The 16,841-nt window shown below is 73.7% G+C and carries 13 protein-coding genes; 2 read left to right on the top strand and 11 right to left on the bottom strand.

From position 1 onward, the window contains the following. Window positions 1-83 precede the first annotated feature (83 nt). Entirely contained in the window at window positions 84-1,163 is a 1,080-nt protein-coding gene (gene aroB / locus ACMCNN_RS10025) for a 3-dehydroquinate synthase (protein ID WP_412745910.1), read from the bottom strand. 364 nt (window positions 1,164-1,527) lie between these two features. Here aroB and ACMCNN_RS10020 point away from each other — a divergent pair, with 364 nt between their 5' ends. After that, a complete protein-coding gene (locus ACMCNN_RS10020; RefSeq protein ID WP_412745909.1) occupies window positions 1,528-2,604 on the top strand; it encodes a glycoside hydrolase family 26 protein in 1,077 nt (358 codons plus the stop codon). Window positions 2,605-2,687: 83 nt separating this feature from the next. Here the strand turns inward: ACMCNN_RS10020 and ACMCNN_RS10015 are convergent, their stop codons facing one another. Next, entirely contained in the window at window positions 2,688-3,191 is a 504-nt protein-coding gene (locus tag ACMCNN_RS10015) for a shikimate kinase (RefSeq protein WP_412745908.1), read from the bottom strand. After that, a complete protein-coding gene (gene aroC / locus ACMCNN_RS10010; protein WP_412745907.1) occupies window positions 3,191-4,369 on the bottom strand; it encodes a chorismate synthase in 1,179 nt (392 codons plus the stop codon). The genes ACMCNN_RS10015 and aroC overlap by 1 nt, the downstream gene beginning before the upstream one ends. Window positions 4,370-4,616: 247 nt before the next feature. Here aroC and ACMCNN_RS10005 point away from each other — a divergent pair, with 247 nt between their 5' ends. Then, window positions 4,617-5,804, top strand: a complete 1,188-nt coding sequence (locus ACMCNN_RS10005; protein ID WP_412747118.1) for a multidrug effflux MFS transporter — start codon at window positions 4,617-4,619, stop codon at window positions 5,802-5,804. Here the strand turns inward: ACMCNN_RS10005 and ACMCNN_RS10000 are convergent, their stop codons facing one another. The 8 genes from ACMCNN_RS10000 to ACMCNN_RS09965 form a co-directional block, all read right to left on the bottom strand. Beyond that, the gene (locus ACMCNN_RS10000) at window positions 5,805-6,665 is read right to left on the bottom strand and encodes a shikimate dehydrogenase (RefSeq protein ID WP_412747117.1); all 861 of its coding nucleotides are present in this window, start codon (window positions 6,663-6,665) and stop codon (window positions 5,805-5,807) included. It abuts the gene before it with no gap. Window positions 6,666-6,697: 32 nt separating this feature from the next. Beyond that, complete coding sequence (gene mltG, locus ACMCNN_RS09995; RefSeq protein WP_412745906.1) at window positions 6,698-7,873, bottom strand: endolytic transglycosylase MltG; 1,176 nt, start codon at window positions 7,871-7,873, stop codon at window positions 6,698-6,700. Further along, the gene (gene ruvX / locus ACMCNN_RS09990; RefSeq protein ID WP_412745905.1) at window positions 7,870-8,331 is read right to left on the bottom strand and encodes a Holliday junction resolvase RuvX; all 462 of its coding nucleotides are present in this window, start codon (window positions 8,329-8,331) and stop codon (window positions 7,870-7,872) included. The genes mltG and ruvX overlap by 4 nt, the downstream gene beginning before the upstream one ends. A gap of 19 nt (window positions 8,332-8,350) precedes the next feature. After that, entirely contained in the window at window positions 8,351-11,032 is a 2,682-nt protein-coding gene (gene alaS / locus ACMCNN_RS09985) for an alanine--tRNA ligase (RefSeq protein WP_412747116.1), read from the bottom strand. After that, window positions 11,032-11,331: a hypothetical protein gene (locus ACMCNN_RS09980; RefSeq protein WP_412745904.1), complete on the bottom strand. Its 300-nt coding sequence runs from the start codon at window positions 11,329-11,331 to the stop codon at window positions 11,032-11,034. The genes alaS and ACMCNN_RS09980 overlap by 1 nt, the downstream gene beginning before the upstream one ends. Before the next feature lie 73 nt (window positions 11,332-11,404). Then, entirely contained in the window at window positions 11,405-11,854 is a 450-nt protein-coding gene (locus ACMCNN_RS09975; protein WP_412745903.1) for a DUF948 domain-containing protein, read from the bottom strand. A 79-nt stretch (window positions 11,855-11,933) separates the two neighbouring features. Continuing rightward, on the bottom strand, window positions 11,934-15,356 hold the full coding sequence (locus ACMCNN_RS09970; RefSeq protein WP_412745902.1) for a hypothetical protein: 3,423 nt from the start codon (window positions 15,354-15,356) through the stop codon (window positions 11,934-11,936). Beyond that, entirely contained in the window at window positions 15,353-16,792 is a 1,440-nt protein-coding gene (locus ACMCNN_RS09965; RefSeq protein ID WP_412745901.1) for a replication-associated recombination protein A, read from the bottom strand. The genes ACMCNN_RS09970 and ACMCNN_RS09965 overlap by 4 nt, the downstream gene beginning before the upstream one ends. Between the last annotated feature and the right edge of the window lie 49 nt (window positions 16,793-16,841).

Below are 16,841 nucleotides of genomic sequence, written 5' to 3'. Positions count from 1 at the left end.
TTCGCCTGCGCTCGCGGCCCTCGCGGCGCTCGGTGCACTCGCTCACGCGGTGCCTGCCTTTCGCCTGCGCTCGCGGCCCTCGCTCACGCGGTGGCCACCGCCCGGTAGGCCCGGGCCAGCAATGACTCGTCGGGGCCGGTGAGGATGCCCGGCTTGGCGAGGCCGTCGAGCACCACGAAACGCAGCGTGTCGGCCCGGGTCTTCTTGTCGACCCGCATCGCGCTCAGCAACTCCGGCCAGGCCTGCTCCGGGTACGAGGTGGGCAGGCCCAGCAGGTCCAGCACCGCACGGTGCCGGGCGGCGGTGGCGTCGTCCAGCCGCCCGGCGAGGCGGGACAGCTCGGCCGCGAAGACCAGCCCGACCGCCACGGCGTGCCCGTGCCGCCACCGGTACGCCTCGCGCTTCTCGATGGCGTGACCCAGCGTGTGCCCGTAGTTGAGGATCTCCCGGAGCCCCGACTCGCGCAGGTCCGCGCCGACCACCTCGGCCTTGACCCGGATCGCGCGTTCGACCAGCTCCCGGACGACCCTGCCGCGCGGGTCGCGGGCCGCGGCGGGATCGGCCTCGATCGCCTCGACGATCGCGGGGTCGGCGATGAAGCCGCACTTGACCACCTCGGCCAGCCCGGCCACCAGGTCGCCGTCCGGGAGGGTGTCCAGCATGTCGAGGTCGCAGAGCACCCCGGCGGGCGGATGGAACGCGCCCACGAGGTTCTTGCCCGCGGCGACGTTGATGCCGGTCTTGCCGCCCACGGCCGCGTCGACCATGCCGAGCAGCGAGGTCGACCACGGCACCCAGCGGACCCCGCGCAGCCAACTGGCGGCGACGAAACCGGCCAGGTCGGTCACCGCTCCCCCACCCACCCCGATCACCACGTCGGTGCGGGTGAAACCTGCCTCGCCGAGCGCGTCCCAGCAGCGGGCGGCGACCTCGACGGTCTTGCCGGCCTCGGCGTCCGGTACGGGCAGCAGGCTCGGCCGCAGGCCCGCCGCGGACAGCTCGTCCGCGAGGAGCGTGGCCCGGCTCTGCAACGGTGGCGCGTACAGGACGGCCGCGCGTACCGCCCCGTCGAGCAGCGGCGCCAGGGCGGGCCCGAGCCCGCGTCCGACCAGCACGTCATACGGCCGGTCACCGGCCACGGGGATTCGGGTCACGTCGTCCATCGACGCCGAGCCTAATGACGCGTCATGGGGGCACCAGCGGCGGGCCCGGGCGCGCTCACGACCACGAGATGTCAGGCGCTGCGCCCCACTGATGACGCGGATGGAACGGGACGGCTCGGCAGGCTCTTGGCCGTCCATGCGACGGCGTCGGCTGGAGGCCCGCCTTCCGCCCTTACCAGGCCCCCTCTCGGCACTGCGGCGCTGTTCGGCGGGGGCTCTATCGTCCGGCTGGAGCGGCGACCAAGACGAAAGTATGAGCCGCAACCGTTAAGAAACCTTCCAGGACCCGGAGGCGCTCCGAACGACACCGAATCTTCTTCATGTGACCGGCGACGTGGCCGGCCCAAGACGGGGGAGATTCACTGTGGGGCGCAAGGTTCAGAAGCTGGTCACCCTGCTCGGTGCGATGCTGGCCGGTACCACCGCCGTGATCGGTGCGGCCGGTGCCGCGCACGCCGCCCCCGCCTCCTCGGCGAAGCCGAAGAAGAAGCTGGCGCAGGAGTGCGTCACCGGCGACAAGCTCGTGCCGTCCTGCGGGGTGCTGTGGGGCGCGGCCGCGGGTGGGTTCACTTCTGCGCCGCGTGATGCGGAGTTGAAGAAGTGGGAGCAGTTGTCCGGTCGGGACGCGTCGATCTTCCACACGTACCACAAGGGTGACGAGGTCTTCCCGACCAAGTCCGAGATCGCGATGACGCAGGACCCGGCGCACCCGCGGGTGCTGCTGGTCAACTGGAAGATTGCTTACGGTTCCACCTGGGCGAAGGTCGCAGCGGGTGAGCAGGACGCCCGGATCGACCGGTTCGCGCAGCGGATCAAGGCCACCTACCCGCAGAAGTTCTTCCTGGTGCTCAACCACGAGCCGGAGAACGACGTGGTCGCGCGGAAGGGTTCCGGCATGGAGGCGAAGGACTTCGCCGCGATGTACCGGCACACGATCCAGCGGCTGAGGGCGCAGGGTGTGGACAACGCGATCAACGTGATGGCGTACATGGGTAATGAGAAGTGGATGGCGCAGTCGTGGTGGGCGGATCTGTACCCCGGCGACGACGTGGTGGACTGGATGGGCCTGGACTCCTACGTCTCCGCGGAGAAGGGCTACTACCACTACGGCCAGTTCGGTGACCTGCTCGACCGCAAGGCCAACGGCAAGGGCAGCCCGGGCTGGTACGACTGGGCCAGCACGCAGCACGCGAGCAAGCCGATCATGATCGCGGAGTGGGGCGTGTACCACCGCATCGGCAAGCCGGTCGACAAGACCGCTGGTTACCACAGCGTGCTGCCGGAGCTGGCCAAGCGCCCGAACATCAAGGCGATCGTGTACTTCGACACCAAGCACGACGACCAGGGCGACCGCGACATCAGCATCGACTCCACCAAGAAGAACCTGGCCGCGTTCCGCACCCTCGCCGCCAACCCCATCTTCAACGTCAAGATCGCCTGACCCATAGAACGGCAAACGAACACGGGCCGCCCGGCAGCACGCCGGGCGGCCCGCACCGTTGCGGGCGGCGCAGGAACGGTGGGTCAGCTTCCGAGCCGGGCGGCCAGCAGCTCGGCGATCTCCGCCGGGGTGCGGTCGTCCGTCGCGACCGTGTGCGTGGCCACGGACTCGTACAGCGGGCGGCGCTGATCCATCAGGTACTTGAGGGTCGCTCGTGGATTGACGCTCAGCATGGGGCGTCCCGCGCCGAGCCCGACACGCTTCACCGCGTCGCTCAGCTCGACGGACAGGTAGACCACCGCGTGCGACCCGAGCGCCGCCCGGGTGCCGTCGTCCATGATCGCGCCGCCGCCGAGGGCGAGAACCCCGTCGAACCCCGTGAGCGCGTCGGCCACCGCGACCCGTTCCAGCGCCCGGAACGCGGGCTCGCCGTCCTCGACGAAAATGTCCGGGATGGACTTGCCCGCCGTCGCCTCGATCAGCGCGTCCGTGTCCGCGAACGGCACCGCGAGCAGATCGGCCAACGCCTGACCGACCGTGGACTTGCCGGCCCCCGGCGGGCCGACCAGCACGCAGACCGGAGCCATCAGCGGATCAGCAGTCCGTCGAGGTAGCCGGCGAGGTTGCGGCGGATCTCCGTCACGGAGTCACCGCCGAACTTCTCCGTGGCCGCCTCGGCCAGCACCAGCGCCACCATGGCCTCGGCGACCACCGCACCGGCCGGCACCGCGCAGACGTCGGAGCGCTGGTTGATGGCCGTGGCGGGTTCGCCGGTCGCGACGTCGACGGTCTGCAGGGCGCGGTTGAGCGAGGAGATCGGCTTCATGGCCGCCCGGACCCGCAGGTACTCGCCGTTGGTGATGCCGCCCTCCAGGCCGCCGGCCCGGTCGGTCACCCGGCGTACGCCGTCGGGGGTCGGGATGATCTCGTCATGCGCCACGGAGCCGCGGGAGCGGGCCTGGGTGAAGCCGTCGCCGATCTCGACGCCCTTGACGGACTGGATCGACATCAGCGCCGTGGCGAGGCGGGCGTCCAGCTTGCGGTCCCACTGCACGTGCGAGCCGAGACCGGGCGGTACCCCGTACGCCAGCACCTCGACGATGCCGCCCAGCGTGTCGGCGTCCCGCTTGGCCGCGTCGACCTCGGCGACCATCCGCACGCTGGCTTCGGGATCGACGCAGCGCAGTGGGTCCGCGTCGATGCGCTCGGCGTCCTCGGGCACCGGGACCAGGCCGACCTTGGCGGCCACCGAGCCCAGCTCGACGACGTGCGAGACGATCTGCACCCCGAGGGCCTGCCGGACCAGGGCTTTGGCGATCGCGCCGACGGCCACCCGGGCGGCGGTCTCCCGGGCGCTGGCGCGCTCCAGGATCGGCCGGGCGTCGGTGTGCCCGTACTTCTGCATGCCGGCCAGGTCGGCGTGGCCGGGGCGGGGCCGGGTCAGCGGGGCGTTGCGCGCCTGCGCCGCCAGCTCCGCCGGGTCGACCGGGTCGGCGGCCATGACCGTACGCCACTTGGGCCATTCGGAATTGCCCACCCGGATCGCGACCGGGCTGCCCAGGGTGAGCCCGTGCCGGATGCCACCGATGATCTCGACCTCGTCCTGCTCGAACGACATGCGCGCGCCGCGGCCGTAGCCGAGGCGACGGCGGGCGAGATCGCGACGGATGTCATCGCTCGTCACCCGCACCCCGGCGGGCACACCTTCGAGGAGGGCGACGAGCGCCGGGCCATGGGACTCACCTGCGGTCAACCAGCGCAACACGGGTCACAGTGTGGCACGCCGCAGCAGCACGCCGTGCACCCGCCCGCCCGCGTCCCGCCCTGCGGACCGCGACGGATGTCGGGGCCGACGACGGCCCGGCGGCGTTGCGGCCACCCCAGCCGGGGCCCGCGGCCGACGACCACCCGCGGCTCCAGCGGGATTGCCGCCGAGGACCGGGGGTACCGTGCGGGACGTGCCCGCATCGATCACCAAGCCCGCCGCACCGCACGGCCCGCTGCTCGTGGTGATGCTCGGGCTGACCACCGCGATCGGGCCGCTGTCGCTGGACATGTACCTGCCCGCCTTCCCCGCCATCGCGGCGGACTTCGGGGTGCCGGACGCGCAGGTGCAGCTCTCGCTCACCACCTGCCTGATCGGGCTGGCCCTCGGGCAGCTGGTCGGGGGCCCGCTCAGCGACCGGTGGGGCCGGCGCCGCCCCATCGTCTTCAGCGTCGCCGCGTACGCACTGGTCTCGCTGTTGTGCGCGCTGGCCCCGGCCGCGCCCGTGCTGGTCGCGTTGCGCCTGCTGCAGGGTCTGGCGGGCGGGTTCGGGGTGGTGGTGGCCCGGGCGGTGGTGCGTGACCTGTACTCCGGTGTGGCCGCCGCGAAGTTCTTCTCCCAGCTCACCCTGATCTTCGGGGTGGCGCCGATCGCGGCGCCCGCCCTGGGCAGCGCCGTGCTGCGGGTCAGCGCGTGGCCGGGCATCTTCGTCGCGCTGGGCGCGATCGCCGCGCTGCTGGCGGCACTCGTGGCGGCCCGGCTGCCGGAGACGCTGCCGCCGGAGCGGCGGGCGCGGGGTGGGCTGGCCGAGACCGCGCGGGTGGCGGGCCGGCTGCTGACCGACCGCGGCTACCTCGCGTTCGCGCTGGGGCAGGGGTGCGCGTTCGCGGCGATGTTCGCGTACATCTCCGGGTCGTCGTTCGTCTTCCAGGACGGGTACGGGATCTCCGCGACCGCGTTCAGCCTGTTGTTCGGGCTCAACGCGGCCGGGCTGATCGCGCTCAGCCAGGCGAACCGGCGGCTGCTCGACCGGTTCACGCCGACCCGGCTGCTCGTCAGCGCCTTCGTGACCCAGACCTGCGCCGCGGTGGGTGTGCTGGTCGCGGCGGCGCTGGGCAGCCTGGTCGGGCTGGCGGCGGCACTGTTCGTCGTGGTGGCGTCGATCGGCATGGTGATGCCGAACGGTACGGCGCTGGCGCTGGACCGCTACCCGCAGCGGGCCGGTACGGCGGCGGCGCTGCTGGGCGGCATCCAGTCCGTCGTCGCCGCGGTCGCCGCTCCCCTGGCCGGCGTGGGCGATGCGGGCACCGGCGTACCCATGGGGGTGGTGGTCCTGGGCTTCGCCGCATCGGCGCTGGTCATCACGACCACGCTGCGCCCGCGGCGGCAGCACGAACCCGGTGCACGGCGAGAACGCGCCGACTCCGCCCCATGATCAGCGCTGGGCGGCGGCGGCCAGCAGGGCCTCGCGCATGGCGGGCTCGGGGGCCGGCCGCACGCCGGTGAACTGCTCGAACTGGCCGAGTGCCTGGGCCAGCAGCAGATCCAGGCCGGAGACCACCGGCAGTCCGGCGGCGGCGGCCGACGCCGCCAGCGGGGTCGGCCAGGGGTCGTAGATGGCGTCGAACAGTACGGTCAGCGGCTGCCAGGTGACCGCTGCGGCCAGTTCGTCGGCGGCGCCCTTGGGCACGGTGGAGACGACCGCGTCGACGTCGAACGTGCGCGGAGCGTCCGCCCACGGCACACCCCGCAGGTTGAGCCCGAGCTTCCCGGCCACCGGCCGCAGTTCCTCGACAGCCTCCGGGCGCCGGGTCACCACGGTGACGTCCCAGGCGTTCAGCGCGGCGGCCGCGCCCAGCGCGGCGCGGGCCGTGCCGCCGCCGCCGAGGATGGTCACCGTGGGCGAGGCGCCGTAAAGGAGCGAGCCGGCTCGGGCGCGGCCGCCTCCGGGCGCGGTGGCCTCGTCGAGTCCGGCGGCACGAAGGACGCGGACCATGCCGGAGATGTCGGTGTTGTCGGCGTACCAGCTGCCGTCCGGGCGGCGGACCAGTGTGTTCGCCGCACCGACCGCGGTGGCCGCGGGGGACGCCTCCGCCGCGAGCGCGAGGGCGGCCTCCTTGAGCGGCATGGTGAGCGACAGCCCGGCCCACTCCGGGCCCAGGCCCGCGACGAGGCCCGGCAGCTCGACCTCGGCGCACTCGATGGCCTCGTACGACCAGTCGCTCAGGCCCGCCGCGGCGAACCCGGCGCGGTGGATCACCGGGGACAGCGAGTGACCGATGGGCTTGCCGCACACCGCGGCGCGGCGCGCGCCGAACCGCTCAGCCGTCACAGAACGCCGTTCTTGCGGGCGATCGCCTCGTTCTTGCGCTGGCCGTCGAGGGTGGTCGCGAACGCCGAGTGGCCCTGCTTGTCGATCGCCACGAAGTACAGCCACTGGCCGGCGGGCGGCTTCATCGCGCCCTCCAGCGCCGCCTGGCCCGGGTTGTTGATCGGCGTGGGCGTGAGGCCCGGCTTGTTGTGCGTCCGGTACGGGTTCTTCGGGTCGGTCAGCTCGGCCAGCGTCATGTCCTTCGACGGCTTCGTCGGCCGCCCGGTGAGCTGGTAGTAGTAGTTGATCCCGACGTCGAACTGCAGGCAGCTGCACGGGAAGCTGCCGCTGTAGATCCGGTTGTACGCGACCCGGGCGACCTTGCCGAGATCCGCCTCGTTGCCCGCCTCGGCCTGGGCCAGCGACGCCACGGTCAGCGCCTCGTACGGGCTGATCTTGCGTTCCTTCTGGACCGTGTTCACGAAGTCGATCTTCTCGGCGACCTTCAGGAAGTGCGCCACCATGGTCTGCAGCACCTGCTCGGCGGTGCCCTTGGGCTGGAACTCGTACGTGTCGGGGAACAGGAAGCCCTCGATAGAGCGGGCCGGCTTCTGCCCGTCCGTCCGGTTGAACCAGAACGCGGGCACGCCGAGCGCCACCGGGTCCTTCGCGGCCTCCTCGAAGTCCTTGACCGGAATGTTCGTGGCCTTGGACAGCAGGGCGTACACCTGCTTGGCGGTCTTGCCCTCCGGGATGGTGACCCCGGTGCTCACCCGCGACTTCGGGTCCAGCAGCAGCGTCACGGCGTCCTTGGCGGCCATCTGCTTGCGCAGGTTGTACGTGCCCGAGCGGATGTTGTGGCCCTGCGGGTTCGCGTCGGCGGCGTTGACGAACGCGGCGGTGCTCTTGACCACGTCCGCGTCGACGAGCGCGTTGCCCATGTCCGTCAGGGTCGCGCTCTCCTTGATCTGCACCTGCGCCGTGCCCGTGCCGGGGCCGTCGTAGTCGGCCGCGGTGAAGAAGTCGCGCACCTTGTTGTAGCCCAGGTACACGCCGCCGCCGAGGACCGCCAGCAGCACGAAGGTCAACAGGAACGCGGCGGACGTCCTGCCCTTGCCGCCGCGGGAACGCCGGTGTCGCGGTTTGGTGCGATCGGCCTTCTCGTCGAACGCCAGATCCAGCTCGTCGATCATCGTGTCTGCCTCCGCTGCGCATCCAGCCAGCTCTGCAGGATCTCCACGGCGGCCGCCTGGTCGACCACCGCCCGCTGGCGCCGTCCACGCACGCCCCGTTCGGCCAGCCTTCGAGTTGCCACCACGGTCGACATCCTTTCGTCCGTCAGAACGACGGGCACGTCTCCGACGGCACGTGCCAGCCGGTCAGCGTACGCACGAATGTCTACCGCGGCAGCCCCTTCGGCGCCCGACAGGCGCACCGGGAGGCCCACCACGATCTGCACCGCCCCGTGCTCCTCCACGAGGCGCCTGAGCTCGGCTATGTCGGCGGGTACGGAATCGGCGGCCGCCCCCATGTCCCGGGACACCGTGACCAACGGTGTGGCCAGGATCCCGTCGGGGTCACAGATCGCAACCCCGACACGGACCTTACCGACATCGACGCCCAGCCGCCTACCCCGCGGCGGTGCCATCATCGGGCCACCCTCTCCAGCGTCACGCAGCGTCGCCGACCGCCTTCTCTACCGCTGTCAACAGGGATGACACCTGATCGGCCGGAACGCCGCCGCCCTGAGCGAGGTCGGCGTTCCCGCCGCCGCGCCCGGACAGGGCGCCCTTGACGAGATCGGCCGCGGACAGCCCACGACTCTTCGCGGCGGCGTTGATCGCCACGATGAGTGACGCCTTGCCGTTCGCACGGGACGCGACCGCCACCACGGCCGGGCGCGCCGCGTCGATCTTGCCGCGGATCTCCTGGGCCAGCGTACGGACGTCGTTGCCGGCCGCCCCCTCGGGCGCCTCGGTGCCCACGTACGCGACGCCGCGCAGGTCCTTCGCCTGGCCCGCGAGCGCCGCCGCACCGCCCAGCACCATCTGGGCGCGCAGCTTCTCCAGCTCCTTCTCCGCGTCGCGCAGCGCCGTCACGGTCTGCTCGACCCGCTCGGCGACCTGGTCGCCGGGCACCCGGAACAGCTCCGCCAGGCGGGAGACGAGCAGGTGCTCCTTGGCCAGGAACCCGAACGCGTCGATGCCCACCAGCGCCTCGACCCGGCGTACGCCGGAGCCGATGGACGACTCGGAGAGAACCTTGACGAGGCCGAGCTGCCCGGAACGGGACACGTGGGTGCCGCCGCACAGCTCGCGGGCGTAGTCGCCGACCTCGACGACCCGCACCTCGTCGCCGTACTTCTCGCCGAACAGCGCCATCGCGCCCAGCCGGCGCGCCTCCTCCTGGCTGGTGATGAACGCGTGCACCTCCAGGTCACGCAGCAGCACCTCGTTGACCTGCTGCTCGACGTCGTGCAGCACCGCCTGCGGCACCGCGCCGGGGGTGTTGAAGTCGAAGCGCAACCGGCCGGGCGCGTTCAGCGAACCCGCCTGGGTCGCCGACTCGCCGAGGAAGTGCCGCATCGTCTGGTGGATCAGGTGGGTCGCGGTGTGCGACCGCGAGATCGCCCTGCGCCGGGTCACGTCGATCTCCGCGAAGCCCGCCTCGCCCGCGCGCACCTCGCCCCGGATCACCCGCGCCTTGTGCACGATCAGGCCCGGAATGGGCTGCTGCACGTCGACGACCTCGACCTGGCCCGCGCCCACGTTGATCAGGCCGGTGTCGGCCTGCTGGCCGCCGCCCTCCGCGTAGAACGGGGTCGAATCCAGGACCAGCTCGACGAACTCGCCCTCGCCCGCCGCCGCCACACTGGCGCCGCCGCCGAGCACCGCGCGGATCCGCGACTCGCGGGACACCTCCGCGTACCCGGTGAACTCCACCGGGCCGCCCGCGTCCAGCACCGCCCGGTACGCCGACAGGTCCGCGTGGCCGGTCTTGCGCGCCGCCGCGTCCGCCTTCGCCCGCGCCCGCTGGTCGGCCATCAGCCGCCGGAAACCCTCCTGGTCGACCTGCAGGCCCTGCTCGGCCGCGATCTCCAGGGTCAGGTCGATCGGGAACCCGTACGTGTCGTGCAGCTGGAACGCCTGCGCGCCGGTCAGCGTGGCGCCGCCCGCGGTCTTGGTCTCCGTGATCGCGGTGTCCAGGATCGTGGTGCCCGCCCGCAGCGTCGACAGGAACGCATCTTCCTCCGCGTACGCGTAGGTGGAGATGCGGCCGAACTCCTCCGCCAGCTCCGGGTACGACGGCGCCATGCAGTCACGCGCCACCGGCAGCAGCTCGGGCAGCGCCGCGCCCTGCCAGCCGAGCAGGCGCATCGCCCGGATCGCGCGGCGCATGATGCGGCGCAGCACGTACCCGCGGCCCTCGTTGGAGGGGACGATGCCGTCGCCGATCAGCATGAGCGCGGTGCGTACGTGGTCCGCGATCACCCGCAGGCGCACGTCGTCGGGGTGCGACTGGTTCGCCGCATGCCCGGAGTGCGCCCCGTACGTCTTGCCGGTCAGCTCCGCCGCCCGGGACAGGATCGGCCGGACCTCGTCGATCTCGTACAGGTTGTCGACGCCCTGCAGGATCGACGCGATGCGCTCCAGGCCCATGCCGGTGTCGATGTTCTTCGCGGGCAGATCCCCGACGATCGTGAAGTCCTCCTTCGACTTCACGTCGGTGATCTCGTACTGCATGAAGACCAGGTTCCAGAACTCCAGGAAGCGGTCCTCGTCGACCTCCGGGCCGCCCTCCGCGCCGTACGCCGGGCCGCGGTCGTAGAACAGCTCCGAGCACGGGCCCGCGGGGCCGGGGATGCCCATCGACCAGAAGTTGTCCTTCTTGCCGCGGCGCACGATCCGCTCCGCGGGCAGGCCGGTCCGGCGCCAGATGTCGATGGCCTCGTCGTCGTCGAGGTACACCGTCGCCCAGATCCGCTCCGGATCCAGGCCGAAACCGCCCTGCTCGACCGGCTTGGTGGACAGCTCCCAGGCGAGGGGGATCGCACCCGCCTTGAAGTAGTCGCCGAACGAGAAGTTGCCGTTCATCTGGAAGAACGTGCCGTGCCGCGAGGTCTTGCCGACCTCGTCGATGTCCGGGGTACGGATGCACTTCTGCACGCTGACCGCCCGCTGGTACGGCGGCGTCCGCTGGCCCAGGAAGAACGGCACGAACTGGACCATGCCGGCGTTGATGAACAGCAGGTTCGGGTCGTCGATGGCCGGCAGCGGGGCACTCGGCACGACCGTGTGCCCGTTGGCCTCGAAATGCGCCAGATAGCGCCGCTTGATCTCCGCCGTTCTCATCATGACCCCTTCTGGGCGTGTCGCCCCTGCGTACCGTCGTCGTCCTCCATGAGGTCGGTGAGCTGATCGTCGATCAGCTCACCGGCCGCGAAGGCCTCGTGAATCTGTTCCTCGCGCTCGGCCATCCCCTCGCGGACGTCCTCCACGAAGCTTCGCAGCGACTCCACGAGGCCGCCAGCGGATTGCGACAGGGAGGCGGCGATGCCGGAGGGGGTGAACTCGTCGGCCTTGCGGGTCAGCTTGCGGACGACGACCGCGCCGACCGCGAGTCCGATGCCCAGCCAGAGCAGACGCTTCATGGCGGCGTTCCTTTCTCCGCGGCCCGGCCCCGCGCGGTGGGGCGCGGACGGCCGCAAATGATCGGGAGTCGGCTCAGCGGGCGGCCCGGCGCCGCCGCTTCAGTGTCTCGCGGACCTCGCGCTCCTCCTCGGCGTGCCGCCGGGCGGCCGTGGCCTTGCGCAGGCCGTAGCCGAACGACGCGACCTTGACCAGCGGATTCGCGGCGGCGGCGGACACGACGGCCACGAGATTGGCGACGTTGGCCGAGATGCTCTGCGCGGCGCCGGTGATCGCGTCCACCTTCGCCAGCTGGATGTTGACACCGTCCAAAGAGACCTGCACCTGGCCCAGGGCCGTGTTCACGTTCTCCACGGTCTCGTTGACGTTGCCGAGCAGCGGGCCGGTGCGGTCGGTCAGGTCGTTGATGGCGCGGGTCGCCGCGTCCACCGTGTGCCGCAGCTTCAGAATCGGTACGGCGAGCACCAGCACGAGCATCAGGAACGCGCCCGCCGCGATCAGCCCTGCGATTTCTCCGGCGTTCATGAACGCGTCTCCTCTACTGGCGGCCGTGTACGGCTAATGCAACCGTGCAGACCCTACCGTCCGTCATCACCGATACGTGTCACGACCGGGAGGGTGTCGGCTCCAACAGGGGATCATCACTGAGAACCGGGTCCGGTGTCTCGCCGACCAGCGACGGGTTCGGCGCCGGTTCCTTCTTGCCACGCAGGTCCGTGATGGCGTTCTGCACCTTGATACTGACGCTCGAACCGGTGCACTTCTTCGGGTCCGTGGTGGGCACCACACCGTCCGGCCCGGTCGACGGCAGCACCGCCGAGTCCTGGGCGGCGATCGCGTCGATCGCGCACGCGGGCGGCCCGACCCACAGGTCCAGAGTGAACTCGTCGCGCCGCCAGCAGGTGTAGCTGCCGTTGGTCACGGGCTGCTCGGGGCACTCGTCGACCTTCCAGCGCTGCCACCCGGCCGACGACAGGGCCGTCGAATACGCCTTGGTGGTCTCCTGGTACGGCTGCTGCGACTGGGCGGTGCGCTCGCGGAACCGGCAGTCCATGAAGCACCACTGGCTGCCGCTGCTGCGGTCCTTGACCTGCGCCGCGGCCCAGGACGGCACCTGCAGCGCGTCCAGCGAGTTGAAGACCGGGTCGCGGGTGGCCGAGCGGATGCCGAAGATCAGCGGCAACACGCCCAGGACCACGACGGCCAGCGACATCAGCGTGACGACGCGCAGGCGCCGCTGGGTGCGCATCTTCTGCCGCAGTTCGGAGCGGGCCTCGCGCAGGTTGTCGAGCGCCGCCGCGGGCGCGCCCGCGGCGAACTGCCGTACCGGCGGGCGGTTCGCGCCGCCGCTCGGCGCCGCCGGCCGGGTCGGGGCTGCGGCGCCGCCGGGAGACGAGGGCGGCATCGTACGGGCGGACGCGGCGCCGACGGCGGCGGACGCCGTCCCCACCGCGGCGGACGCGGTGCCGACCGGGGCGGACGCGCGAGCCGGTGCCGCCGTGCCACCGGTGACCTGGGCGCGGCCCGGCGCCGGCGCGGCATCCAGCGCGCGGCTGGGCGCGCCGACCGAGGCGGCACCGGTCACCCGGCCGGGCGTCTCGCCCGCGGGCAGGGCACGACCGGTCGCCTCGCTCGGCGGCAGGGCCCCGGCCGGCGCCGGACCGGACGGCAGCGCCCGGCCGGCCCCCTGGCCCGGAGGCAGGGCGCGACTGGCGGCCTGGCCCGGAGGCAGCGCGCGACTGGCCGCCTGGCCCGGAGGCAGAGCCGGCCGGGGACCCTCACCGGGTCGGAGGGCGCGCTCGGGTGTGGCGGGAGGTGACACCGGCGCGGCGCCGGGGCGGGCCGACGGCACCCGGCCGGCGGCGGGCGCGGCAGCCAGCCCCGACGGACGCTCCGCCACGCCGTGCCGGGGCGCCGAGTCCGGGTGCTCCGCGCCGCCGTGCCGGAGCGTCGGCTCCGGGTGCCCTGCGCCGCCGTGCCGGGGCGTCGGCTCCGGATGTTCTGCGCCACCGTGCCGGGGCGGTTGATCGCCCGGGAACGGGGCGATGCCGGGCGCCGCGGGGCTGGCCGAGCCGACCACCGGGCCGGGTGGCCGGGCGACCGCGCGACCGGCGCTCTGACCGGTTGCCGCGCCGGGCTGCCCGCCCGCGCCGGGCCGGCCGGGCTGTGGCGCGGGGGCGCGGCCGGGTGCACCGGCGCGCCCTCCCCGGCGACCCGTACCGCCGGTGCGGGGCGTGTCCGCGGTGCGCGGGATCGCGCCCGAGGTGTTGCCCGCCATGGCTCCGGCGCGGCCGGGCACGGCGGGACTGCGTACTCCTTCGCGGCCCGGCACGACCGGCGGCGCGACGGCCTCCGCGGCCGGACGGGCCTGACCGGCCGCCCGCCCGGTCCGGGGACCGGGCGCACGTCCCGGCTGAGCGCCGGGCGGGACAGGCTGGCCGGGCGGGAACTCGCCGGGCTGGCCGGCCGGGAACGGTCCGGGGTGGCCGGGCGGCAGCTGGGCCTGGCGGCCGGCCGGGGACCGCGGGGCGGGCCCGGGCAGCGCGGCGGGGCGCTGGTCACTGGGGCGCTGGTCACTGGGGCGCTGGTCACTGGGGCGCTGGTCACTGGGGCGCTGGTCACCGGGGCGGCCGCGGCGACCGGGCTGAATCCCGCTCCCCCGCTGCCCCGGTGGCTCCGGCGCCGGGCCGTGCGGGCCGGATTCGGGCAGGCCGTGGCGCCCGCCGCCGTCACGGGGACCGTCCACGGGCTGCCGGGCGCCCGGCGGGCGGCCACGGGTGCCCGCCGCCGCGTTCCGGGATCCGAAGCCGGTGCTGTCGGCGCCCGGCACCGCGGAGACCGGCCGGATCGCGCCGCCCTCGCGGTGGTCGGGCAGCGGGTACTCGTGGCGCGGGCCGCCGTCGGGCTGGTATGCGGCGGGCGCGAAGCCGCCACCCGCCGGTTCGGGCCGGGCGTGTCCGGCGGGCCGGTGAGCCGACGGCGCAGCCGGTGTCTCGTGGGCCGGGTGCCGGGCCGCGGGACCCGCGCCGGGCGCCGGACCGGCCGGCGGCTCCGCTGCCGCTCGACGGCCGCGGGACTGGGGCGCCGCGCGACCCCCGCGGGGCGCGGGCAGTTCGGGTGCGTTGCCGGACAGTGGCACCGGGGGGGCCGCGTGCGGTGAGACCGGCGCAGCGGGCTGGACGAGATCGGAGGGGCCGCCGCGGCCCGGCTCGATCTGGCGGCGCCCGTGGCCCGGCCCGCGTTCGGTCTGCGGGCGCGGCGGTGCCACCGGCACGCCCTGCCGATCCCGTGGGCCGCCGGGGACAGCCTCGCCGGACCGGGACCGACCCTCGGGCGGCACGCCCCCCGGCGGGGGCATGGAACCGGGCGGGGACATGGAACCGGGCGGGGGCATCGATCCGGCGGGCGGCGCCGAACGGGGTGCGGTAGCCGGAGCGGAACGCGGGGCGGGTGCGGTGGCCGGGCCGCGCATGCCGGGCGGACCGGCGACCGGTGCGGCGGGAGCGCCGGGCAGGCCGGGCGAGGCGGGGGCGGCCGAGGGGCCCTGCCGTCGGCCGGGGTTCGCGGGCGGCTCGACGACGGGCCAGCCGCCGGTGGTGGGGTACTCGCCGGAGCCGTCCTGCCAGGTGCGGGCGCGGCCGGTCTCGCGGGCGCCCGGACCGCGGGTCGCGGCACCGGTCGGCGCGCCACTGGTGGCCCCGGGGGACGGCGGGCTGACCGGGCGTACCCCGGCGTCGCCGCCCGGCGGTCCGAACGGTGCGGGCCCCGCGGCGGCGTCGTCCGGGCCCGGAGCGGTCCGGCCTGACTTGCTGCTGCGGGCCTCGCCCGGGGCGGCGCCGGGGCCGATCGCACTGCGCTGTTCCTTGGCCGTACGCAGGTCGTCGAGCCAGCCGGTCTCCTCCTGCGGCACCTCCTCGGGCGTCACCGGCTCGGGCCGGCCACGCCCGAATCGCCGACGGCTCCGGCCGGCCTGCTCGTTGCGCTGGCCGGTCTCGTCGTCGGGCCCGTCGGCACCGCGCGCTCTCACAGCTGTTCCCCTCCGGCGGCGTCGCCGCGTTCGCCCGCGTCTGGTTCGGCCGACGGTCCGCGCTCTCCCCGCACGATTCTGCGCAGTCGGGGCAACCGCTCGCCGACCGCCCGCTCGGCGCCGTGGTCGGTGGGTCGGTAATACTCCGCGCCGATCAGATCATCCGGCACATAGCGCTGAGTAACAACTCCCCGTGGGTCGTCGTGGGGGTAGCGGTAGCCCGTACCGTGACCAAGACCACGTGCCCCTGGGTAGTGCGCGTCGCGCAGGTGCGCGGGGACGGCCCCGCCGCGCCCGGCCCGCACGTCGGACAACGCCGCCCCCAGGGCCGTGGTGACGCGGTTCGACTTGGGCGCGGTGGCGAGATGCACCACCGCCTGCGCGAGATTGAGCTGTGCCTCCGGCAGACCCACGTGCTGCACGGCCTGCGCCGCCGCGGTGGCGACCAGCAGCGCCTGCGGGTCCGCCATGCCGACGTCCTCGCTGGCGAAGATCACGATCCGGCGGGCGATGAACCGGGGGTCCTCCCCCGCGACCAGCATCCGGGCCAGCCAGTGCAGTGCGGCGTCCGGGTCGCTGCCGCGCATGCTCTTGATGAAGGCGCTGGTCACGTCGTAGTGGGCGTCGCCGTCGCGGTCGTAACGGACGGCTGCCACGTCGACGGCACGCTCCGCGGTGGCCAGGTCGATCTCGGTGGCCCCGACCGCCCGGGCGGAGGCGGCCGCGGCCTCCAGGGCGGTGAGCGCTTTGCGTACGTCGCCGCCGGCCAGCCGTACCAGGTGCTCCTCTGCCTCGGCGCTGAGGGCGACCGCGCCGGCCAGGCCGCGCTCGTCGGCCACCGCGCGCCGCACCAGCGTCCGCACGTCGTCCTCGGTGAGCGCGTGCAGCGTGAGCAGCACGCAGCGGGACAGCAGCGGTGAGATGACAGAGAAGTACGGGTTCTCCGTGGTCGCCGCCAGCAGCGTCACGGTCCGGTCCTCGACCGCGGCCAGCAGCGAGTCCTGCTGGGTCTTGCTGAACCGGTGCACCTCGTCGATGAACAGCACCGTGGGCGGCCCACCGGCCCGGCGGGCCCGCCGGGCGGTGTCGATGACCGAGCGCACGTCCTTGACTCCGGCGGACAGCGCCGACATGGCCACGAACGTACGGTCGGTCGCGCCCGCGACCAGGTGGGCGATCGTGGTCTTGCCCGTGCCGGGCGGCCCCCACAGGATCACCGACATCGGGGTACGGCCGGTGACCAGCTGCCGCAGCGGCGCGCCGGGGGCCAGCAGGTGCTCCTGGCCGACCAGCTCGTCGATGCCGGCGGGGCGCATGCGGACGGGCAGGGGCGAATCCGGGGCGGGGGTGGTGAACCCGATGGGCTCGGCACCGGCCGGGGCGGCGGTGCGCACGGCCCCCGGCCCGGTCAGTGGAAACAGCCCGTCGGATTCCATCGGCACCGAGGGTACCGGCCCGGCCCTCGGTGCCGGAAATGCGCCGAAC

Source organism: Krasilnikovia sp. MM14-A1004, from assembly GCF_047159485.1.
In the GTDB taxonomy this organism is placed as follows: domain Bacteria; phylum Actinomycetota; class Actinomycetes; order Mycobacteriales; family Micromonosporaceae; genus Actinoplanes.
The sequence above is the reverse complement of the archived record's forward strand: the minus strand, read 5'-3'. Positions and strand labels throughout refer to the sequence as shown.